Raw genomic sequence first — 23,255 nt, 5'->3', positions numbered from 1 at the left:
AGATCCGTCATGGCGCGGGCCGTTGCGGCCGGGCGGCCTGCCTGCGCCTCAGTTGCTGCTGCTGCCGTCTGCCGCGTTCCCTGGCGCTGTCCAGGCCGGCGGGTCCGGCCGGGCCGGTCCCGCCGCCGGCGAGGGCGGCCTGGGCGCGGACGGTGGTCGATCGGAACAGCTCCATCAGCTCGGTGCGGATGCCCACGTCCGCCGCGAGCCGCCGGTGCAGTTCGATGAGCAACAGCGAATGGCCGCCGATGTCGAAGAAGTTCTGGTCGAGGCCGACGCCGTCGACGCCCAGGAGGTCGCGCCACAGGTCGGCGACGGCCCGCTCCGTGTCGTTGCGGGGGGCGAGCACGGGCGCTTCGGCGCGCGCCGGGGCGGGCAGTGCCCTCCGGTCGACCTTGCCGTGCGCGGAGAGAGGCAGGGCGGACAGCGCCACGAGCGCGGAGGGAACCATGTGGCGGGGCAGGCGTGCCCGCAGGTGCTCCAGTACGGCACTCGTGTCGACGCTCCCGGCAGCCCCGTCGTCCACGGCGCCCCCGCCGTCCTGCGGGACGAGGTAGCCGACGATCCGGGGCTCCTGCTGCCCCTCACGCCGGACGGCCACGATCCCCTCCCGTACGAGGGGGCAGTCGGTCAGGGCTGCCTCGATCTCGCCCAGCTCGACCCGGAACCCGCGGATCTTCACCTGGTCGTCGCCGCGCCCCAGGAACTCGAGGTTGCCGTCCCGGCGCAGCCGCACCAGGTCACCGGTCCGGTACATCCGGGCCCCGCTCTCCCCGCCCGGCGGCTCCGCCGCGCCGCCGCCGGTCGAGCCGAGGCGGTCGGGGACGAAGGCGGCCGCGGTGAGGTCCGGTCTGCCCACATAGCCCCGGGCCACGTTGGCGCCGGATACGCAGAGTTCACCGGGGACCCCGGCCGGCACCTGCCGGCCGTCGCGGTCGAGCACGTACACCGTCGTGTTGGGCAGCGGCCGGCCCAGCGGGGCATTCACCGCCTCGGGCTCCGCGTCGCGGGGAACGGGCCAGGTCAGCACGCCCACGGTGGTCTCGGTGGGCCCGTAGTGGTTGTACACCTGACAGTCCGGACCGGCGGTGCGGGCGACCGAGCGCAGCCACGGCCAGGCGGACGCCTCGCCTCCGATGACGAGACGGCGCCGGGGCAGCAGGTCCTCGCCCCGCCCCGAGCGCATGAGGGCCTTCAGGTGAGAGGGGGCGATCTTCAGGCAGTCGACCCGGTGTTCCGTCATGTAGTCGGCGAGGGCGTCCGCGTCGAGGGCGCGCTCACGGGTGATCAGGTGCAGCACTCCGCCGGTGACCAGGGGAGGCACCAGCATGGTCAGGCACGAGTCGACGGTGAGCGGTTGCAGCATCGCGTAGCTCAGCGGCTCGTCGACGCCGAGCCTGTCCAGGACCGCGAAGGTGTAGTTGACGATCTGGCGGTGCTCGACGGCGACGCCCTTCGGCGCGCCGGTGGAGCCGGAGGTGTAGAGGATGTACGCGGTGTTCCCGGGTGCCACCCCGCTGTCGGGGCAGTCGGTGGGCCGGTCGCGCAGGGCGGTCCAGTCCGCATCGAGTTCCACCGTCCTGATCGGGGCCCCGGGGTCCGCCCCGCCCGTGTGGACGAGGACGGCGGCACCGGAGTCACCGAGGACGGCCGCGCGGCGGGCCGCCGGGTCGGCCGGATCCACCGGCACGTAGGCACCGCCCGCCTTGAGCACGCCGAGCACGGCCACGACCATGGCCGCGGTGCGCTCCAGACACAGACCGACCGGGCGTTCCGGGCCGACGCCCGCCTCCCGCAGGAGGTGTGCCAGCTGGTTGGCGAGCCGGTCGAGTTCGGCGAAGCTGAGCGCGGTGCCCTCGCCGTGTACGGCGACGGCGTCCGGGGTGCGGGCGGCCTGCTCGGCGAACAGCTCGTGCACGCACGAGGCCTGCGCCGGGTAGACGACCGGTTCGGCGGGCGGGGCGTGGTCGGCGTCGGTGAACATGAGCAGTGCGCCGACCGGGGTGTCCGGCGCCGCCAGGGCGGCGGTCACCAGTTGCCGCAGGTGCGCGGCCAGGCGGGTCACGGTCTCACGGTCGAAGATCTCCGTGTCGTACTCGAACTGCCCGAGGACGGTGTCGCCGTCCTCCACGAGGTTCAGGGTGAGGTCGCGCTTGCTGGTCCCGTTGTGGACGGGGAAGTCAGTCAAGCGCAGGCCGGCCATCGCGGGGAAGCGCGGTGCGGGACGCAGCGTGCACATCACCCGGAAGTACGGGACGGCTCCCCCGGTGCGGTCGGGGCGCAGCCGCTCCACGACCTTTTCGAACGGGACCTCCTGGTGGACGAGTGCCTCACCCGCCGCCTCCCGGACGTGGCGCAGGACCTCGCGGAACGTCCGGTCACCGTCGAGCCTGGCCCGCAGCAGCAGCGTGTTGACGAAGAGGCCGACCATCGGTTCGACCTGGGAGTGGCCGCGGTTGGCCACCGAGGTGGCGACGAGGAAGTCGGTCCTGCCGGTGTAGCGGTACAGGAGGACGTCGAGGGCGGCCATGACGGTCATGAACAGGGTCGCGCCCTCCTGCCGTCCGAGCTCCCCGAGCCCGGCGACGGTGGCGGCGTCCAGGCCGAAGTCCACCACGTCGCCCCGGTACGCCGGGGTGAGCGGACGGGGTCGGTCGGCCGGGAGCTCCAGGACGGGCGGCGGATCGGCCAGCACCCGCTCCCAGTAGGCGATGTGGTCGTCGTACGCGGCGCCCTCCAGCCGGTCGCGGTGCCAGCGCGCGAAGTCGCCGTAGTGGACGGGCGTGGGCTCGGCGGCAGGCTTCTCGCCGCGCAGGACGGCGTCATAGCCGGCGGCGACCTCGCGCAGGAGTACACCCCAGCTCAGGGCGTCGCCCACGAGGTGGTGCATGTTGAGCACCAGGACGTGGTCGTCCTCGGCCAGGGTGACGAGGTGGACGGCCAGGGGAGGTGCGCCGGTCAGGTCGAACGGGCGGGCGGCGATGGACCTGGCCAGCTCGCGGGCGCGCCGTTCCCGGTCGGGGGCCGGCTGCCCGGTCAGGTCGTGGCGCTGGATGGGCACCGGGTCCGGGTCGGGGGCGAAGTACTGCCGGGGTTCGGAGCCTTCCAGGCGGAACGTGGCGCGTACGACGGCGTGCCGGGCGATCGAGGCGTCCAGGGCGGCCTGGAGGGCCGGGACGTCGATCGTGCCGGTCAGCCGTACCGCCGCGGGCACGTTGTACGCCCCCGTATCGGGGAACATCTGCTCGAACAGCCACAGTTGGCGTTGCGGATACGACAGGGGGGCGCTGCCGCGCTCCGGGTGGGCTGCGATCCGCGACTCGGACCTCGTGCTCAGTCCGCGTTGGGCGAGCAGTCGGCGCATGGCCTCCCGCCGCTTGTCGGCGATGTCTCCGCCGGTGCCGCTCACAGGTCCTCCTGGGTCAGCAGTCGATCGAGGTCGCTGTCGGACAGCTCCGCGACCTCCAGCAGCAGCGCCGCACGCTCGTCGACCTCGTGGCCGGTGTCGGGGTCGTCCCGCAGGGTCCGTACGACACCGGCGATGGTGGCGTCCGCGAAGAACCGGTCCAGCGGGAACGCCGCGCCGAAGGCTTCCCGGATGCGTACGGCGAGTCTGGTGGCGAGCAGCGAGTAGCCGCCCGACGCCCAGTAGTCGTCGTGGACGCCCACCGCTCCTGTGGTGCCGAGCGTCTCCTGCCACAGCACGGCGACCGCCCGTTCGGCGTCGTCGCGCGGTGCGACCGAGGCCTCCGTCACGGTCCGTGCCCCGGTACGGGCGAGGTCGCTGAGCGCCCTCCGGTCGATCTTGCCGCTCGGGGTCAAGGGCAGCTCGGCGCAGGGCACGAACAACGTCGGGACCATGTAGGCGGGCAGCCGCCCGTGCAGATGCCGGCGCAGCTCCTCCGCGTCGACCCGCTGTCCCTCGGCCGCGAAGCAGTAGGCGGCCAGGACCTCGCCCTCGGCCGTCACCACGGCCTGTTCCAGTGCGGGGTGGGCGACGAGCGCCTGTTCGACCTCGGCGGGCTCGACCCGGAACCCACGGACCTTGGCCTGCAAGTCGCTCCGGCCGACGTACTCGATCACCCCGTCGGACCGGAACCGCGCCCGGTCGCCGGTGCGGTAGAGCAGTCCGCCGGGTCCGTCGGGGAAGGGGTTCGGCACGAAGCGCTCGGCCGTGAGGTCCGGCCGTCCGGTGTAGCCCCGGCCGAGGGCGGGCCCGCCTATGTACAGGTCCCCCGCCACCCCGGCGGGGACCGGCCGCATCAGCTCGTCGAGCAGGTACGCGCTGGTTCCCGCGATGGGCCTGCCCAGGGGCACCTTGCCCGCCGTCACGTCGGCGTCGGTGAGCACGTGCCAGGTGACGTCGGCGGAGATCTCGGACGCCCCGTACAGGTTGAGCAGCACCCGGTCCGGGAGAGCCTTCAGGAAGCGGCCCGCGAGGTCGGCCGGAAGGGCCTCGCCGCTGCTCACCCACAGGCGCAGAGCGGGCAGTTCACCGGCGATGCCGGGCACCGTGTCGAGGAGGGTCCGCAGCAGGGACGGGACGAGCACGATGCGGGTGACCCGGTGCTCGGCGAGCGCCGCGACCAGCGCGGGCAGGTCCACCAGCAGGGACTGCGGCAGCACCACGACCGGTACGCCTTGGCAGAGCGGCCCGAAGATCTCCCAGAACGAGTCGAGGAAGTTCAGCGAAGTCTTCTGGCAGAGGACCTCGCCGGGCTGGAAGGGGAACTCCCGCCACATCCACTCCAGTCGGTTGACCATGCCCCCGTGCAGGCCGACGACGCCCTTGGGGACGCCGGTCGAGCCGGAGGTGTACAGGACGTAGGCGGGCTGGGCGGGGTCGACGCGTACGTCGAGAGGTGTCGTGGGCTGCTCGACGGACGCCCGTCGCAGCGCGTCGACGTCCACCGTGCGCGCGGTGTGCGTGCCCTCGCCGAGGCGTTCTCGGTACTCACCCGCGACCAGCACGAGGTCGGCTGCGGCATCGGCCAGCATGAACCGGAGCCGGTCCGTCGGGTACGTCGGGTCGAGGGGCACGTAAGCGGCACCGGCCTTCATGACGGCCAGCAGCAGCACGATCGTCTCCGGGGACCGCTCGGCGCAGACGGCGACGCGTGACTCGGCGCCGACGCCCCGTCGCCGCAGTTCCCTGGCGAGTTGGTTGGAGGTGGCCTCGACCTCCCCGAAGGTCAGGGACGCGGCGGGGTCGAGCGCGTCGCGGAGAGCGACCGCGTCCGGCGCGCCGGCGGCACGCTCCCGGAACATCTCGGGCAGAGAGCGCGCACCGACGTGGCCCTCGGGTCCGTGCGCCCACTCGCCGGTGACCTTCGCCCGCTCGGTCTCCGAGAGCAGGTCGAGCCGCGCAAGGGGGCGGTCGGGGTCCGCCACGACCTTTTTCAGCAGGGTGACGAAGTGCGCGCCGATCCGGCGCACGGTCTCCTCGGTGAACAGGTCCGTCGCGTACTCCAGGATGCCGACCGCCTCGTCGCCGGTCTCACGAAGCATGATCATGAGGTCGAACTTGGCGTTGACGGCGGGCATCGGCACCTGTTCGAGGTGCAGCCCGGCGAGGTCGAGGGGAGGCAGCGGGGCGTTCTGGAGGACGAGGACGTTCTGGAACAACTGGCCGTGTCCGAGGCTCCGTTCGGGTGCGACGGCCTCCACGACCAGCTCGAACGGCAGCTCTTGGTGGGCGTAGGCGGCGAGCGTCGTCTCCTTGACCCGCCCCAGCAGGTCGCGGAACGACAGGCCGGGGTCGACGTCGGTGCGCAGGGCCAGCATGTTGACGAAGACGCCGATCAGGTTCTCCACGTCGGGGTGGGTGCGCCCGGCGATCGGGGAGCCGACGACCACGTCCCGCTCGCCCGAGTACCGGTGCAGCAGGAAGGTGAAGGCCGCGAGCAGCGTCATGAACAGGGTGGCGCCCTGGCTGCCGCCGAGCTGCTGGAGGCCCTTGACGAGCGGGCCGGGCAGTGTGAGGGGCACGGTCGCGCCGGCGAAGCTCTGGGCCGCCGGGCGTGGGTGGTCCGGTGGGAACTCCACGAGCTGGGGCGCGCCGGCGAGCTGCGTGCGCCAGTACTCCACCAGTTCCTCGTGCTTCGGCCCGTCGAGCCGCGCCCGCTGCCAGGCGGAGTAGTCCGCGTACTGGACGGGCAGCGACGGCGGTTCCTCGGTGGCCGCGCCGAGGCGGCCGGCGTAGTGGATGCCGAGTTCCCGTACGAACACGCCGGTGGACCAGGCGTCGGACACGCTGTGGTGCATCGTGAGCAGCAGAATGTGCTCCTCGTCGCCCACCCGCAGCAGCGCGGCCCGCACCAGGGGCGCCCGGGTCAGGTCGAAGGGCCGCCGCGACTCGGCGAGGGCCAGCTCCTCCCAGCGCTGCCGCCGCTGCTCCTCCGGCAGGTCGCGGAGGTCGGTGACGGGCAGCGGGACGGAGACGTCCGTCGCGATGCGCTGGGTGGGCCGCTCGCCGTCGAGGCCGAACGACGTCCGCAGGGCCTCGTGCCGGGCCAGGATGTCGTCGAGTGAGGACCGCAGCACCTCGGCGTCCAGGGCCCCTTCGATGCGCACGACGTCGGGGATGTTGTAGACGGAGTTGCCGGGGGTGAGCTGGTCGATGATCCAGAACCGTTGCTGCCCGTACGAGAGGGCCAGCGCCTGGTCCCGCGGGGCGAGGGGGATGGGGTCCTGGGCCGCCTCCTCACTCTCGTCGCTGCGCACGTAGTCCGCGAGGCCGGCCACGGTCGGCCGGCGCAGCAGGTTGAGCAGCGACAGTTCGACGCCCAGCGCCGCGCGGGCCCGCGACACGATCTGCGTCGCGAGCAGGGAGTGCCCGCCCAGTTCGTAGAAGTCGTCGTCGCGGCCCACCTTGTCGACGCCCAGCATCTCGGCCCAGATCTCCGCGATGACCGTCTCCGTGGCGTCGCACGGCTCCGCGTAGCCGGTGCTCAGCTCCGGCCGCGGGTGACGCGCTCCGCCGGCGAGAACGGGTCCGCGCCTGGCTGCCTCCGGGTGGCGGACCCACCGGTCGAGCCGCTCCTGAAGGTCGGCGGTGACGATGGTGGTCACGCCGGCCTCGGCGCTCTCCGCAATACGGCTCAGTAGCCGGATGCCGTCCGCGACGCCGACGCCGTAGCGGGTGACGCTGGTCATCGGGCGGCCGAGGCCGTCGTCGGGTATCCAGTCCTCCATGTCGACGCTGATCCATCGCGTCCCGGGCCGTTCGGCCCTGGCCTGGGCGAACGAGTCCAGGAACACACAGGCCGAGGTGTAGCCGGCGGTGCCGAGGCCGCCGAGCAGCGCCGCGTTCGAGGAGAACAGCAGCACGAACTCGGGCTCGCGTCCGGTCAGGGTCCGTTCCAGTACGCGGGTGCCGTCGACCTTGGCGCGCATCACGCCGTCGAGCCATCGCCGGTCGAGGGTGTCGATGGGCGCGAAGGCGTTCTCGCCGACGATCCCGGCGGCGTGGAACACGCCGGTGACAGGTCCGAGCAGCCGTTCCGTCTCCGCCAGGGCCCGGTTCATCTCCGCCTCGTCGGTGACGTCCGCCCGCTGCACGAGGACGCGTGCGCCGCGTTCCCGCATGGCGCGCAGCCGCCGGATCCTGCGGCTGGTGGGGTCGGCGTCGCCGTGGCGGGCCGTCCAGCCGTCCCACTCCTCCTCGTCGGGGAAGGCGGAACGCCCGATCAACACGACGGACGCGGCCATGTCGGCCAAGTGGTCGGCCAGTTCGAGGCCGACCGCGCCGAGCCCGCCCGTGATCACGTACACGCCGTCGCCGCGTAGCGGGCTGCGGGCCGTGCCGAGTGTCAGCGGCTGGAAGGTCCGCATCCACCGGGTACGTCCGCGGTAGGCGATCAGGCGCTCGTCGGGCGCCTCCGCGATGACGTCGATGAGCCGGTCCGCGAGTTCGTCCGCGCCGCGGCCCAGGGTGTCGTCCGGGGCGACGTCGACGCAGCGGACGCTGATGCCCTCGTACTCCTGCGGGACGCACTTGGCGGCGCCGAGCAGGGTGGAGACCTCCGGCCTCGGCCGGTCGGCGCGCTCGACGCAGACGAGCCCGTGGGAGACGACCCACAGGTCGACGGGGGTGGCGGCGCTGCGGGCCGAGAGGGCCCTGGACAGCCACAGCAGGCTGTGCATGCCGCGGGTCTGCGGGTCGTCGTCCGGGTCGTCGCCGTCCGCGTCGACGCTCCACAGGTGGAGCACCTTCGTGGGCCACTGGTCACCATCGAAGGCGGCCAGAAGTTCTGCGTAGGCGGCCGGGTCGGCCGGGTCGATCCGGTGGTCGACGGCGTTCTGGGGGCCGTCGGCGGGCGCCGGGGTGCCGGGCGCGACGACGGTCAGCCGGTGTCCGGCCGCCGTGGCGCGGTCCTTGACGCTCTGGGCCAGCGGGTGCGGCAGGCCGTCCTGTCCGGCCGGGGCGAGGAGCAGCCAGTGCTCGCCGGCGGGCCGGGGCGGCGCCGGGGGCGGCATGGGCGCCGACTGCCAGGCGGGAGCGAGCAGCCAGGACTCGGGGTCGTTCCCCCGGGTGATGGCGGGAGGTCGCCGGGAGGGCCCGGTGCGGTCACCCGGCGGGTCGAACCGGCAGCGTGTGCGCTCGAACGGGTAGGTGGGCAGCCCGACCCTCCGGCGCCCGGCGGGGTCCGCCAGGGCATCCCAGTCGACGGCCGCACCGGTGGTCCACAACTGGGCGACGGCGTCCAGGAGATGGCTGCGGTCGTCGGGGCGGCGGCGGTCGTAGACGGCCCGTAGCGAGGGCAGCACCACGGGGCGCGACTGCGGGTCCGCCCCGGCGAGGTGCTCCGCCGCCAGCGCGCTCAGCGACTGCCCGGGGCCCACCTCGACGAGGGAGCGGTCCCGTTCGGCGCACAGGGTGGCCAGCCCGTCCGCGAACCGGACGGTGCTGACGCTGTGCCGGGCCCAGTACATGGGGTCGGTGGCCTGTTCCGGGGTCATCCAGGTGCCGGTCACGTTGGACACGAGCGGGATGCGGGGCGGAGAGAGCGGTATCCCGGCGATCAGCTCCGCGAGGGGCGCGGCCATGCCGGCGACCATGGGCGAGTGGAAGCCCCGTTCCGCGCGCATCCGCCGGGCGGCGATCCGCCGGTCGGCGAGGCGCCGCTCCAGCGCCTCGATCTCGTCGACCGGTCCCGATACGGCCGTCAGGGCGGGCCCGTTGACGAGGGCGACGGCCAGAGATCCATCGAGGTGCCCTTCGGTCTCCTCCACGCCGAGCGGGACGGCCAGCATGGCGCCCTCCGGCATCCCGTCGAACAGCTTCGCGCGGGCGACGACCACGTTCAGGGCGTCCTCCAGGGTGAAGACGCCCGCGACGGTGGCGGCGACGTACTCACCCAGGCTGTGCCCGATGAGCGCGGTGGGCCGCACGCCGAGCGACTGCCACAGCCGGGCCAGCGCGTACTCGACGACGAACAGCGCCGGATGGGCGAGCCCGGTGCGCCGCAACGGGTCGTCCTCCTCCTCGCGTCCGCCGAACATCATGCGCCGCAGGTCGAACCCGCCGCTCGCGGGCGCCTCGACGGCCGGGCCGCGCAGCCCCAGTTCGTCCCGCAGGTCGCGGCCGAGGAGCGGCCGGAGCAGGTCGCAGCACTCGTCCACGGCCGTCCGGAACTCCGGCATGCCCTGGTACAGGTCCCGGCCCATCCCCCGGTACTGGTCTCCGAGCCCGGCGAACATGAAGGCGACGGGCCGGTCCTGGCGGGCCGCGGTCCCCTCGTGCAGCCGCGCGGGGTCGCCGTCCCCCAGTACGGCGAGGGCGTCCTCGCGGTCCCGCACCGCGAACGCCCTGCGGTGCTCGAACGGGACCCGGCCCTGCCGCAAGGTGTGGGCGACGTCCGCCATCGCCAGCTCGGGCCGCTCCTCGAGGTGGCGGGCGAGCCTCGCGGTCATCTCCTCCAGCGCGGAAGGCGTCTTGGCGGACAGGACGAGGAGCTCCGGCCCGGCACCGTCCGGGGCGGGCGGCGTGGCGGGCGCCTGCTCCAGGAGGATGTGAGCGTTCGTGCCGCCGAAGCCGAAGGCACTGACGCCGGCCCGCCGGGGGCCGTCCCGGTCGGGCCAGTCGGCGAGCTCCGTGTTGACGTAGAAGGGGCTCGCCGCGAAGTCGATCTGCGGGTTGGGGTCGTCGAAGTTCAGCGACGGCGGGATCTGCCCGTGGTGCAGGGCCAGGGCCGTCTTGATCAGGCCGGCCGCGCCCGCCGCGGCGTCCAGGTGCCCGATGTTGGTCTTGACGGAGCCGATGGCGCAGTACCCGGTGGCGTCGGTGCCCTGCCGGAAGGCCTTGGTCAGCGCGGCGACCTCCACCGGGTCACCGAGCTTCGTCGCGGTGCCATGCGTCTCGACGTACGAGATGGTCCGCGGATCGACGTCCGCGATCTTCTGCGCGCGCAGGACCACCTCGGCCTGACCGTCCAGGCTGGGCGCGGTGAAACCGACCCGGTTGGCACCGTCGCTGTTGACCGCGGACGCCTTGATGACGGCGTACACGGTGTCGCCGTCCTCCAGGGCGTCGTCCAGCCGCTTGAGGGCGAGGACGCCCGCCCCGCTGCCGAAGATCGTGCCGTCGCCGGCCGCGTCGAAGGCCCGGCACCGCCCGTCGGAGGAGGCCGTGCCGCCGGGGACGTGGACGTAGCCCGTGCGCTCGGGCAGCACCACCGTGCTGCCGCCGACCAGGGCCACGTCGCACTGGTAGCTGAGCAGGCTGTCGCAGGCGAGGTGGGCGGCGACGAGCGAGGTCGAGCAGCCGGTCTGGACCGTCATGCTGGGGCCGCGCAGATCGAGGTGGTACGAGACCCGGCTGCTCAGGAAGTCCTTGTCGTTGCCGAGCATGGCGAGCTGTGTGTCGGAGTCGCCGATGTCCGGATGGTCGAGCAGGTTGTACAGCAGGTAGGTGCTCAGGCCCATGCCGGCGTAGACGCCGATGGTGCCGGACCGGCCGGACGTGGTGTGGCCGGCGTGCTCCAGCGCGGACCACGCGGTCTCCAGGAAAAGCCGCTGCTGGGGGTCGAGCAGCGCCGCCTCGCGCGGGGAGTACCCCCAGAAGCGGTGGTCGAAGCCCTCGGGGTCGTCGATCGGAGCGCCCGCGGGGACGAAGCCGGGCTGTCCCGAGACCTCCGGCGGCACGCCCAGCTCGGCCAGTTCCTCCGAGGTGAAGTGCCGGATGGACTCGACGCCGTCGCGCAGGTTCGCCCAGAACGTCTCGACGTCGGGCGCGCCGGGGAACCGGCAGGCCATGCCGACGACGGCGATGTCCGACCCGTGGTCCTCCGCCGGCTCGTTGAGCTCGCTCATCACGCCCTGCCCCTTCCACCGAGCCCGCGGGACCTTCGCCTGCTGTCGCGCTGACGTCGCGCTCGTGCCTCGCTGTCGGAGAACACCCGCTGCTCCGTGTCGGCGCCGCCCTCGCCCAGATGGGCGGCGAGCGCGCTGACCGTGGGGTGCTCCAGGAGCTTGATCAGGGGCAGCTCCACGCCCGTTTCGCGCTGCAGCCGGTTGTGGACCTGGACCATCAGCATGGAATGTCCGCCGAGGTCGAAGAAGTTGTCGTACAACCCGACCGACTCGACTCCGAGCACCTCACTCCAGATCACGGCGATCGACCGCTCCAGCTCCGTCACCGGTGCCGCCTTGGCGCCGTTGCCGGAGCCCGACCACTCCAGGGCCGCCAGTGCCTTGACGTCGACCTTGCCGTGGGCGGTGCGCGGCAGGTCGGGCAGGAGGACGAACCCGCTGGGGATCATGGACTGGGGCAGCCGCTCGCGCAGGCCGCGCTGGAGGTCGCGGGCGGACGGGGCGGCGCCGTCGGCCGCCACCACGCAGGCGACGAGCCGGGTGCCGGCGGACGATTCCCGCTGGGCGATCACGACGGCTTCCCGTACGTCCTCGCGGGCCGCCAGGACCGCTTCGATGTCTCCGAGCTCGATGCGGTGCCCTCGTACCTTGACCTGCCGGTCGATCCGCCCGAGGAACTCGACGCGGCCGTCGGGGCGGTAGCGGGCGAGGTCGCCGGTGCGGTACAGGCGCGCCCCGGGCGTGCGGGTGAACGGGTTCGGCACGAACTTCTCGGCGGTGGCGTCCGGGCGACCCCAGTAACCGCGGGCCAGCCCGGCGCCCCCGATCACCAGTTCACCGGCCACGCCGACCGGAACGGGGCGCAGGCCGTCGTCGACGATGTGGATCTGGGTGTTGGCGATGGGGCCGCCGAGCGGCACCATCTCCTCCACGGCAGTCACCTCGTGGGTGGCCGACCAGATCGTCGTCTCGGTCGGGCCGTACATGTTGATCAGCCGGGCGGGCAACTGTTCGCGCAGTTCCCGGGCGAGGTCGGGTGGGAGCGCCTCGCCGCCCAGCAGCAGTGCCCGTAGGGACGCCAGTCCGCTCACGGCCGCCTTGTCGAGGGCCATCAGCCGCATCGCGGAGGGGGTCGCCTGTAGGAGTGTCGGGCGCCAGGCTGCGATCTGGCCGGCGAGGGACCTGTCCTCGTCCCCGGCGGTGCCGGCGTCGGTTGCGGTTTCGCGTCCGCTGCGCCGGCGCACCTGGTCGAGGGCCGGCAGCCCGTCCAGCACCGTCTGGCGGGGCAGCCCGAAGTCCACCAGGCAGGCGATCTCGTCGACCCCCGCCTCGGCGCACCGCTCGATCAGCGGGCGTACGGACTCGGGCGTGCCGAACAGCGCGCCGGTGTCGAAGTACCGGTTGAAGGCGAACTCCAGCAGGTCGTCCATGTCGGCCTTGCTCATCGCGGCGAGGTCGACGGGCAGGCCGAGCGTGCGTACCAGGTTCTCGATCAGCCCGACCGACGACCGCAGGTAAGCCGTGAACGGTTCGCGGACCTGCTCCTTCACCGCTTCGACGTCGTCACCGAGGAAGGTGTGCAGCATCAGGGTCACCACGCCGGCGTCCGGGTCGTGGCCGTGCTGGAGCCGTGCCTCGCGGTAGCGGCGGACGTTCTCCGCGACCTGCTCGACAGTCTGGCCGAGGAGGTGCGTGAGGACGTTCGCGCCGATGGCTCCCGCCCTGGCGAAGGTGTCGGGGCTGCCGGCGGCTGTGATCCAGGTGGGCAGCGCGGGCTGGAGGGGGGCGGGGCGGATGGCGACGTCCACCGGCTTGCCGGTGCCGCCGGGCAGGGAGACCGTCTCACCCCGCCACAGCCGCTGCACGGTGTCGATGTCCCGGAACATCTGCTCCTTGCGGTCCTCGTACCGCTCCGGGAAGAAGACGAAGTCGTCGGCGTGCCAACCGGAGGCGAACGCGACGCCGGCCCGTCCGCCGGAGATGTTGTCCACGAGGGACCATTCCTCCGCCACGCGCACCGGCGAGTGCAGCGGCAGGACGACACTGCCCGCTCGGACGGCCACGTTGCGGGTGACGGCGGCGATGGCGGCACTGAGCACCGAGGGGTTGGGGTAGAGGCCGCCGAACTCGTGGAAGTGCCGCTCGGGGGTCCACACCGCGGTGAAGCCGTGCTCGTCGGCGAAGCGGGCGCTGTCGAAGACGAGGTCGTAGCGCCGGCCGGCGTCGTCCGTGCCGGAGCGTGCGTCGCTGGCGAAGAAGAACAGGCTGAAGTCGACGGGCTTGGCCGGGGCCGCCGGCGCGGCCTGCCGGGAGAGCACGTCCTCCGCCAGTACCACCTTGGCGCCTCGGGTGAGCGTCCACAGCAGTTCCAGGACGGAGATGTCGAACCCGGCGTTGGTCACGGCGAGCATCGTGTCGTCGGTCCCGCAGCCGACCTTCTGGTCCATGGCGGCGAAGAAGTTGCCCACGTTGCGGTGGGTGACCACCACGCCCTTGGGGACGCCGGTCGAGCCGGAGGTGTAGAGGAGGTACGCGGCGTTGTCCGCGGATGCCCGACCGGCCGGGCATCCGGTCTGCCCGTCGGGTGCGGCGAGGACGGTGTCGACGTCGAGGAGGGGGACGCCGCCCTCCGCCACCCGGTGCGCCACGCGGCGGCGGGTCACGAGCAGGTCGAGCCGCGCGTCCGAGACGACCACGTCCAGCCGGTCGCGCGGGTAGTCCGGGTCGAGCGGCACGTACGCGCCGCCGGCCTTGAGGACGCCCAGCATCGCGACGACGAGCTCCGGGGAGCGGTCCAGGCAGATACCGACTCGGGACTCCGCGCCGACGCCCCGCCCCACCAGCTCCCGGGCCAGCCGGTCCGACGCCTCGGACAGCTCCCCATAGGTCAGCAGCGCCGACCGGAAGACCACGGCGACGGCGTCGGGCGTACGGGCGGCCGCCGCCTCGAACTCCTCGTGGACGCACAACTCGCCGGGGAGGTCCAGGGCGGTGTCGTTCCAGTCGACCAGTACGCGCCGGCTCTTCTCCTCGCTCAGCAGCGGCAGCGCGGACAGGGGCCGGTCGGGGTCGGCGGTGATGCCCGCGAGCAGGGTGCGGAAGTTGTCGGCGAGGTCGGCGACGGTGGCGCGGTCGAACAGGTCGGCGTTGAACTGGACGCGTCCGACGAGACCGTCCCCGTGCTCCGCGACGATCATGGTGAGGTCGAACTGCGCGGTCCGCTGCGGCACGTGGACCGGCGCCAGGTCGAGCCCCGCCACGGTGAAGGGCCGCGTCCCGTGCCCGGTGGCGACCGCGGCGAGGTCGCCGGGGAACCGGGAGGGTGCCTGGTGGTGGATGAACATGGCCTGGAAGACGGGGGACCGCGCCGGGTCGCGACCCGCCTGGAGCTGCTCGGCCAGCAGGCCGAACGGGTACGTCTGGTGGGCCAGCGACTCGGACACGGTCCGGGAGAACCGGGCCAGCAGCTCGCGGAAGACCGGGTCGCCGCCGAGATCGCCGCGGATGACCACGGGATTGACGAAGTAGCCGACGGTGTCCGCGTACGCGGGGCGGCCCCGGCCGGACACCGGCGAGCCGACCAGGATGTCGGTCTGGCCGCTGTAGCGGTGCAGCAGGACCTCGAAGGCGCACAGCAGCGCGGTGTACAGCGTCGTCCCCGACTGCCGGGCCAGAGCGGTGAGCCCGCCGAGCAGTTCCGCGTCCACGGTGAAGTCGTGGGTGTCACCGCGGTATGTCTGGACGGGCGGGCGGGGCCGGTCGGTGGGGAGCTCCAGTACGGGCAGTTCGCCGCCGAGCCGCTCTCCCCAGAACGCGGCGGCGGCCTCGCCCTCGGGGCTCTGCGTGTACCGCTTCTGCGCCGCGACGAAGTCCGCGTAGTCGCCGGCCGGCGGCAGTTGCGCGGCCGTGCCGGTCAGCACCGCCCGGTAGCAGCGCGCCAGTTCGTCCACGACCAGGGACATCGACCAGAAGTCCGCGACGATGTGGTGCATGACGAGCAGCAGGACCCGCCGGCCGTCGGCGCCCGCGCACAGCCGGGCTCGTACGAGGGGCCCTTCCGTCAGGTCGAAGGGCTCGGCAGCGGCGTCCGCGAGCAGGTCTTCCAGGGCGTCCGGCGCGTCGTCCGCGACGTCCGTACGGTCGAGGACGACCTTCCGCTCGGCGTCGATCCGGCGCACCGGCTGCCCGTCACCCGCGCTGTACGAGGTGCGCAGCGCGGTGTGGCGCTCCACCACCTGGTCGAGCGCCCGGTGCAGGGCGGCCGGGTCGACGTCGTCGGGGAGGCGTACCGCTCCCGCGATGTTGTAGGCGGGGCCGCAGCCGGTGACGTGGTCGAGGAACCACAGGCCGCGCTCGCCGTGGCTCAGTTCGTCGGGTGAGGCGGCGGGAGGCGCGTCGGGGCCGGTGGCATCGGGTCCGGCCATGTCCCGCGCGGCCTCGACGGCGGCGGCCACGGTCGTGAGGACGTCCCGGACCGGGGCGCCGTGCATGGCCTCGTACCCGAGTTCGACGCCGAACGCCTTCTCCACCTCGTGCTGGATCTCCAGGAGGTCGAGGGAGTCGAGGCCCAGGGCGGGGCCGGACATGCCGAGGTCCAGGGCGTCGGGGTCGCCGCCCGTGCGCCGCGCGACGCCCGCCCGCAGGAACGCCTCCACCGCCTCAGGCGTGCGTGCCGGGGCGGGTTCTGCGACGGCGGCGGCGGAGGCTTCGGTCGCGTCGTCCTGGCCGTACTCGTGGACGCCGAGCACGGTGAGCGTGCCGGCCAGGTACTGCTCGCGGGCCGCGAACCGCTGGATCTTGCCGCTCGACGTGCGCGGCAGCCGTCCGGGCCGGACCAGCGCGAAGGCGTACGGGGCGATGAGGTGGTTCTCTCCGACGGCGGCCCGCACCGCCGCCGCGACCTCCCGCACGTCGGCGTCGCGGTGGACCCGCTCGGCCTCGTGCGTGACGACCAGCACCTCCTGGCCGTCGACGGGGATGGTGAAGCAGGCTCCGCCGTTGTGCCGGAGTGCCGGGTGGGACCGGAAGGCGGTGTACTCGATGTCCTGCGGGTAGTGGTTCACCCCACGCAGGATGATCAGGTCCTTGATGCGGCCGGAGACGAACAGCTCGCCGTCGACGACGTATCCGAGGTCGCCGGTGCGCAGGAAGGGGCCTTCCCCCGAGCCCTCGATGCGCGCGCCGAACACCTCGGCGCTGGTCTCGGGGCGCTCCCAGTAACCCTGGGCGACGCTCGGGCCGCTGACCCAGATCTCCCCGACCTCTCCGTCCACGCGGCGTCGGCGCGTCTCGGGGTCGACGATGGCCAGTTCCTGTTCAGGAGAGGGCTGTCCACAGCCCACCACGGGGTCGGCGCCCTCGGTCTCGCGCACGACGGGTGCCGCCTTGGGCGAGCCGCCGGTGACGATGAGGGTGCCTTCGGCCAGTCCGTAGCAGGGATAGAACGCCTCGCGGCGGAAGCCGGTGGGCGCCAGGAAGTCCGCGAAGGCGTCCATGACGTCGGCGCGGACGGGCTCGGCGCCGTTGAAGGCGACCTGCCAGCAGCTCAGGTCCAGGCCCTCCAACTGCTCGGGGGAGATCTTGCGCAGGCACAGCTCGTAGCCGAAGTTCGGCCCGCCGCTGGTCGTGGCACGGTGGTCGGAGATGGTCCGCAGCCAGCGCAGGGGGTCCGCAGCGAAGGCCATGGGCGCCATCAGCACCGTCGGGTATCCGGTGTACAGCGGCTGAAGGATGCCCCCGATGAGGCCCATGTCGTGGTAGGGCGGCAGCCAGATCACGGTTTTGCTGTCGGGTGTGAGCTGGAAGAACCGCTCGATGTCCGCGCCGTTGTGCAGCAGGTTCGAGTGGCTGACCATCACCCCCTTGGGAGTGCCGGTGGAACCGGAGGTGTACTGGAGGAAGGCGAGTGCGTCACGGGGCACCGGCACCGGCCGCCAGTCGGCCTCCGGGGCCACGTCGGTGTCCACCCCGATCCACCGGAGCGTGCCCAACAGGGGGTTGGACTCGGCGAACGCGTCGCGCTGCGCCGCGACGGCCCCGAGGGTCAGGGCCGCGGTCGGGCGGGCGTCGGAGACGATCGCCTCCAGCCGGGACAGGCTGCGGACCAGGCCGGCCCCGTTCGGCGGGTACACGGGGACGGCGATGACCCCGGCGTACAGGCATCCGAAGAACGAGGCGACGTAGTCGAGTCCGGGCGGCAGGACGAGCACCACGCGCTCCCCCGGCGCGCAGTGCCGCTGAAGTGTCGCGCCGATCTCCCGGGCCCGGGCGTCAAGTTCGCCGTAGGTCCAGGAGACCTCGCTGTCGCGCTCCAGGAAGGTGTAGGCGACGGAGTCGGGTTGCTCCGCGGAGCGACGCAGCAACAGACCGGTGAGCGAGTCGGCGATGCGGCTCGCAGGCCGTCCACTGTTCATCGAGGCTGGTCCTTCCCCCGTGATCGAGGTGTTGTCTGCGGTGGCCGGATCTGCGGCCCGGGCGACGTACCGGTCGGTGGTCAGCCGCGACCGACGACCTGCCTGGCGTACTGGCCGAGCATGGACTGCTGGATCTGAGTGGTGCCCTCGATGATCTCCATGACCTTGGCGTCCCTGAAGTGCCGTTCCACCTGACCGGGCGTGCCGATGCCCTGCGCTCCCTGGATCTGCACGGCGTCGGCGGCGGCCTTGTTGGCCAGCAGCGAGGCACGGTACTTGGCCATGAGGGTGAGGTTGACCGCGTCCGCCTCGCCCTGGTCCTTGCTCAGTCCGGCCTGGTGGCACAGGGCCCTGGTGGCGGTGATGTCAGTGACCATGTCGGCGAGCATCCGCCGCACCAACTGGTGGTCGCTGATCGGGCCGCCGTACTGGTGGCGCGCGTCGGCGTGCCGGACCGAGGCCTCCATGCACGCCTGGGCCAGTCCGACCGATCCCCACGCGGTGCTGTAGCGGCCCAGGTCGAGGGAGGAGGAGGCGATGAAGGTCAGACCCATGCCGGGCCGGCCCACCAGCGCGCCGGCGGGGATGCGGCAGTCGTCGAAGACGAGCTCACCGAGCATGGAACCCCGCAGGCCCAGCAGGCCGTTGAGGGGGTTGACGGTGAGGCCGGGAGTGTCCCGCTCGACCAGGAACGCGGTGTGCTTGCCGTCCAGCTTGGCGAAGACGAGGAAGAGGTCCGCGATCTGGCCGAAGCTGATCCACTTCTTGCTCCCGCGCAGGACGAAGCCGTCCTCCCCGTCCGGTGAGGCGACGGGCTCGGCGTCCATCTCGATGGAGGCCGCGTCGGAGCCGATGCCCGGTTCGGTGAGGGCGAAGGCGGCGAGCGTCTCGCCGCGGCGGATCGGGCCGATCCAGCGGTCCCGCTGCTCGGCGGTGCCCCAGCGGTCGAGCGCCTGCGCCACCATGTCCTCGACGGCGACGAAGTTGCGGATGTTCTGGCACGCGCGGCCGAGCTCCTCGCTCAGCAGCCCGTACGTCACCCAGTCCATGCCGCCGCCACCGCTGTCCGCCCGCACAGGCGCCGCGAGGCAGCCTGCGTCGGCGAGCGCGCGCACCACGTCCGTGGAGATCGCCTGTTCGGCGTCGAACGCGGCGGCGTGCGGAAGGATCTCCTTCTCGGCGAGGGCCTTGAACCGGCTCCAGGCCGCCCGCTGATCCGGAGACAACTGGACGATCACAAACAAGCACCACCTTGTGTCACGAGCGGAGGAGTGAACTGCCGCGCCACGGTGGGCGCGCGCGAGCCGAGCGTCATCGGTCGAAGGACGCTCGTGGAAGTGGGGAGGACCGGGGTGGGCCGCCGGGCGCCGGGACGGTACCGCGTGGCGTCTCAACGGTGTCGGTGTCACCGCCGGGTTGGTGCTCCGCCTGACCGGTTCGAAGGACGGTTCAGGGCGCGACCTGCACAGACACGTGTGCAGTCTGACTTTCATACTCTTAGCCGTCAGACCGGAAGTCAAGAGTCAACTGCCGCCACGCACAAGCCTCGACGGGACGGCGTCAGCCCACGGACTGGAGCACGTCGGCCTCGTAGTAGTAGACCCTGCGGCCGTCCGCGCGACGCCGCCAACTGTTCACCGACGCGAGCCGGTAGACGTTGCTGGTGGACAGGCCCCACAGCTTGGAGACCTCCACGACGGTGAGCCAGCGCTCGCCGCCCGAGGCGTTCTGCCGGCTCACCTGCCGGTCCAGTTCGCGCCAGCGGTGCGCGGGCCAGGCGTGCTCGGGGTCGATGTCGCAGCGCAGTTCGCTCGGCAGGAGCTGCTCATGGGGCTGGATCACGGCGACCAGGGAGCCGCCGCACTGCTGCTCGACACACGGGCCGACCCTGAACTTGCGCGCCTGGTGGGGATAGGCGGCCCGTTTCGCGGTGGCCGCGGTCTCGGCGATCTCAGCGACGACGTCAGCGGCCGCCGTGTGCGCGCAGAGCCAATGGGCATGACGGTGGAGAAAAGCCGCCATGACGTTTACCGACCGGTCGGGGGCGGCGCAGGCCCGCTCGGTTGCGACCAGGTCGGACCAGGCCAGCAGGCGCGCCCGGACAGAATCCCGGGCCTCCACCGCACTGGAATTGAGTGAGATCCCCCGGCCTGGCTGACGGGATACCTTCTCACCCTTCTGCGGCGTCACCGTCAGCATTTCCTCGCACTGGCGGTAGAGGTGCGGCAGGGATATCAGATTTCGCCTGAACTGATCGAAACAACTTCCACACACATGCAGCCGACCCTGACCGGCCTGCCGCATCCGAACCACGTCACGTTTGCAACTGTGACATCGATCGATCTGCTGTACATCGTTTGACACTTCAATTCCCGTCTGCACCATGGGGAAGCCCCTGGGCCTCATACTGTCACCGCATGCCGCGGGTGTGGAGGAAAGGGAGAACTGGGCGCCCGCCGCGACATGCGCAGCGACACGGTCGGAAGTTGGCGATTGCAAACGGAAGCCACGCGAGAGGTCAAACTCGCGAGATCCGCACCGCGGCCGCATTCGCCGCGCAATGTCCACCTGCCCCCGTGCGAGGAATTCAGGACCGTGCAGGGTATCCAGCAGGCCCCGTCACCCTCGCCCTTACGTCAGCTCCATCTCGCCGAATAGAACATATCGCTCTCCGAGTATGTCACAGACATGATCATCACCAGCCGAGCCGTCTGCGACCTGAATCACCAGCCCATATTTTTCCGTCATGGGAATTGATAAAGCAAAAGTCCCCGGATGGCGACTTCGCGTCGATGGCGTGATTACTTCGTTGATGTACGCAAACCGAGAGCCTGCTGCGTCCCGGACGCCGGCACACGCTCGGTCAGGACCGCGCCGCCGGCACCGCGAGGGCAGTGCCGATCAGCCCCTCCTCCACAAGCCACCGGCCGGTGAACCCGTCGGCGGGTACAGCGGGATCGGCTGCCGGCAGACGGGCCGAGAAGGTGCCCCCGTGCTCGATCGTGATGTCCGCCTGCTCGAAACCCAGCCAGGTGCGGGTGAGCGGGAACCAAGCCTTGTACACGCACTCCTTCATGCTGAACAGCAGCCGGTCCCAATGGACTTCGGGATCGAATCGCCCCATGTCCGCGATCCGCAGCCGCTCCGCCGGGAGCGCCATGACGCCCAGCACCCCGTCCGGCAGGGGCAGATGGGGCTCTGCGTCGACAGCGACCGCGAGCACGCCGTCGGACACCCGGGCCACGGCCGCCCCGCGGTATCCGTCGCAGTGGGTCATGCTGCCGACGAGGCCCTCCGGCCACACAGGGGCGCCGCGCTCGCCCGGCAGAATGGGAACGGGACCGACACCCAGGTCCGCGAGCGCTCTTCGCGCACACCAGCGGACGGCGGCGAACTCCCGTCTTCGCTCTTCCACTGCGCGGCTCACGATTTCCGACTCCCCGTCAAGGAGCGGCGCGTGGGGTGGGTCGTCGCGCGTCTCCGCGACGGCCACCGCAGCCGGTAACAGCCTTTCGATCATCAGCGCTCCCCCGCAGATGCGGTGGGCTCTGCCGCCCACCCGTCCCGAGGCCACGCCTCCCTCGGGATTCCCGGAGAGTGGGTGACCTCATCGCCGACGCTACGACTCCCGGCCGAACCGCCAGCGAACACCGGCCATTTATGGTCACGCCGGCCCGAGCCACGCTACGTCAACCGGCGGGGCCCGGCAAGAGTTTTCGAGAAGGCTCACACCCGCCTGCGAGACATCAATCCGGTACTCAACTCCATACGCGAACTTTCCCGACATGGAGGGCGAGTTGGACAGTAAGCCTTGCCCGCCGGAGGAACCTGTCGGAGTATTCGACCGTTCGCGATCTGAGATACACCCGCACTACGACGGGGACATGCCTCCGTATTCTCCGAGTCAAGATGACTGCACACCGCATTCAGAAAGCGACCATGGCTGCTATTGGGCAATCCGACATGAAAGTCTTCCCTCTCTGCCTGGGCGGAAGCGTCTTCGGCTGGACCGTGGACCAGGACACCTCGTTCGCCGTCCTCGACGCATACCTGGAGGCCGGCGGGAATTTCATCGACACTGCTGACTCCTACTCACAGTGGGCCCCCGGCAACAACGGCGGCGAGTCCGAGACGGTCATCGGCCGCTGGCTCGCCACGCGCAAGGTCCGGGACCAGGTGGTCATCGCCACCAAGGTGGGCCGCAAGGAGGGCCTGTCCGGACTGGGCCGCAAGGTGATCCGCCAGGCCGTCGAGGACTCGCTGCGCCGCCTCCGAACGGACCGGATCGACCTCTACTACACGCACGCCGACGATCCGGACACTCCCCTGGAGGAGACCCTGACGGCGCTGGACGCCCTGGTCTCGGCCGGGAAGGTCCGCCACCTCGCGGCGTCGAACACCACCGCAGCCCGGCTGAGGGAAGCCCTCACCCTGTCCGACAAGGCCGGCCTCGCCCGGTTCGTGGCGGTACAGCCCCCGTACAACCTGGCCGACCGAGAGCCGTTCGAGGGCGAGCTGCTCCCCCTCTGTATCGAGGAGAGGCTTTCCTGCGTGCCCTACTTCGGGCTGGCGCAGGGGTTCCTGACGGGCAAGCACCGCGACGCGGCGTCCGCCGCCGGGAGCGTACGGGGAGCCGCGGCACGGCAGTACACCGGCAGGCCCCAGGCGCACGCCTTGCTGGACGCCCTGGACCGCGTCGCGGCCGGCCGCTCCGTCACCCCCGGTGCGGTGGCGCTGGCATGGCTCGCCGCGCAGCCGTCCGTGGCCGCGCCGATCGCGAGCAGCAGGACGACCGGGCAGCTCGCCGAGCTCCTTCCCGGGGCGACCCTGCGGCTGTCCGCCGACGAACTGCGCGAGCTGGACGTGGTCTCCCGGGCCTTCCCGCCGGACCACCCGGACCGAACAGCACCGACTGGAGACACGACGAAACCATGACCTTCGCGTATCCGCACACCGTTCTGATCGGATTCGACTTCCTCAAATCCTTCACGAGCGCCGCGCGCACCGAGTACGAGGAATGCACTCCGGAAGAGCCGCCGTCCTGTTTCGCCGTATTACTCGGGACCGTCGAGGACGGCGTGGCCCATGTCGCCGAGGTCGAGTTCGCCACGAATGCGCGGGCGAGCGACCCAACCGCCATGGCGGAATTCTCGGGCGTCATCACCACGCGCTTCGGACCGGCCTACCGGAATCCCTGCCGGGGTTTCTGGTGCAGTTCCAAGGATCTCCTACGGATACAACGCCGGGCGGAGCACCAGCGGCTCGACATACTGGGATCCGTGCATATGCATCCGGACTGGCACCGCATAGGGCCGCCCGCCGAACGGGCGCTCACCATCAGCGAACACCCCACACCGATGGACCGGTACATGTTCGACAACACCAGATATCCGGTGAACATGATCTGTTATCTGGAATCCATCGGCGGAAAGCTGTCGTCGGCGCTCGCCGCGTGGGGACCGCCCTCCGAGGAGCAGCCGGACGCTTCCTGCCCCCGGCTGACGCTGCGTTTCGCGGTGGACTGAGCCG

8 protein-coding genes are annotated in these 23,255 nt (G+C 71.8%); 2 read left to right on the top strand and 6 right to left on the bottom strand.

Annotated features, from left to right (window positions below):
* Window positions 1–7: 7 nt before the first annotated feature.
* The 6 genes from KUM44_RS25600 to KUM44_RS25575 form a co-directional block, all read right to left on the bottom strand.
* Complete coding sequence (locus KUM44_RS25600) at window positions 8–3,409, bottom strand: non-ribosomal peptide synthetase (protein ID WP_217211469.1); 3,402 nt, start codon at window positions 3,407–3,409, stop codon at window positions 8–10.
* Window positions 3,406–11,313 (bottom strand): non-ribosomal peptide synthetase/type I polyketide synthase, encoded by a 7,908-nt coding sequence (locus KUM44_RS25595; RefSeq protein WP_217211467.1) that lies wholly within the window; start codon window positions 11,311–11,313, stop codon window positions 3,406–3,408. Before KUM44_RS25595 ends, KUM44_RS25600 begins: the two co-directional genes overlap by 4 nt.
* Window positions 11,313–17,726 carry a MupA/Atu3671 family FMN-dependent luciferase-like monooxygenase gene (locus tag KUM44_RS25590; RefSeq protein WP_217211465.1) on the bottom strand — a complete coding sequence of 2,138 codons (6,414 nt, stop codon included), beginning with the start codon at window positions 17,724–17,726 and terminating at the stop codon, window positions 11,313–11,315. The genes KUM44_RS25595 and KUM44_RS25590 overlap by 1 nt, the downstream gene beginning before the upstream one ends.
* Before the next feature lie 80 nt (window positions 17,727–17,806).
* Entirely contained in the window at window positions 17,807–18,964 is a 1,158-nt protein-coding gene (locus KUM44_RS25585; RefSeq protein WP_217211609.1) for an acyl-CoA dehydrogenase family protein, read from the bottom strand.
* 322 nt (window positions 18,965–19,286) lie between these two features.
* The gene (locus KUM44_RS25580) at window positions 19,287–19,748 is read right to left on the bottom strand and encodes a hypothetical protein (RefSeq protein ID WP_217211464.1); all 462 of its coding nucleotides are present in this window, start codon (window positions 19,746–19,748) and stop codon (window positions 19,287–19,289) included.
* A gap of 841 nt (window positions 19,749–20,589) precedes the next feature.
* A complete protein-coding gene (locus KUM44_RS25575) occupies window positions 20,590–21,246 on the bottom strand; it encodes a 4'-phosphopantetheinyl transferase (RefSeq protein ID WP_217211463.1) in 657 nt (218 codons plus the stop codon).
* 443 nt (window positions 21,247–21,689) lie between these two features.
* Here KUM44_RS25575 and KUM44_RS25570 point away from each other — a divergent pair, with 443 nt between their 5' ends.
* Window positions 21,690–22,661, top strand: coding sequence for an aldo/keto reductase (locus tag KUM44_RS25570; protein ID WP_254390078.1), 972 nt, complete (start codon window positions 21,690–21,692; stop codon window positions 22,659–22,661).
* The gene (locus tag KUM44_RS25565; protein ID WP_217211461.1) at window positions 22,658–23,251 is read left to right on the top strand and encodes a hypothetical protein; all 594 of its coding nucleotides are present in this window, start codon (window positions 22,658–22,660) and stop codon (window positions 23,249–23,251) included. The genes KUM44_RS25570 and KUM44_RS25565 overlap by 4 nt, the downstream gene beginning before the upstream one ends.
* Window positions 23,252–23,255: the final 4 nt, after the last annotated feature.

Origin of the sequence: Streptomyces sp. AC550_RSS872, from assembly GCF_019049285.1 — a bacterium.
In the GTDB taxonomy this organism is placed as follows: Bacteria; Actinomycetota; Actinomycetes; order Streptomycetales; family Streptomycetaceae; genus Streptomyces.
The sequence above is the reverse complement of the archived record's forward strand: the minus strand, read 5'-3'. Positions and strand labels throughout refer to the sequence as shown.

What these genes read in the sequence shown, in the direction of transcription:
- KUM44_RS25595 (WP_217211467.1), bottom strand. Translation starts at nt 11,313, where the DNA reads ATGAGCGAGCTCAACGAGCCGGCGGAGGACCACGGGTCGGACATCGCC.
- KUM44_RS25590 (WP_217211465.1), bottom strand. Translation starts at nt 17,726, where the DNA reads ATGAACAGTGGACGGCCTGCGAGCCGCATCGCCGACTCGCTCACCGGT.
- KUM44_RS25580 (WP_217211464.1), bottom strand. Translation starts at nt 19,748, where the DNA reads ATGGCGGCTTTTCTCCACCGTCATGCCCATTGGCTCTGCGCGCACACG.
- KUM44_RS25575 (WP_217211463.1), bottom strand. Translation starts at nt 21,246, where the DNA reads ATGATCGAAAGGCTGTTACCGGCTGCGGTGGCCGTCGCGGAGACGCGC.
- KUM44_RS25570 (WP_254390078.1), top strand. Translation starts at nt 21,690, where the DNA reads ATGAAAGTCTTCCCTCTCTGCCTGGGCGGAAGCGTCTTCGGCTGGACC.
- KUM44_RS25565 (WP_217211461.1), top strand. Translation starts at nt 22,658, where the DNA reads ATGACCTTCGCGTATCCGCACACCGTTCTGATCGGATTCGACTTCCTC.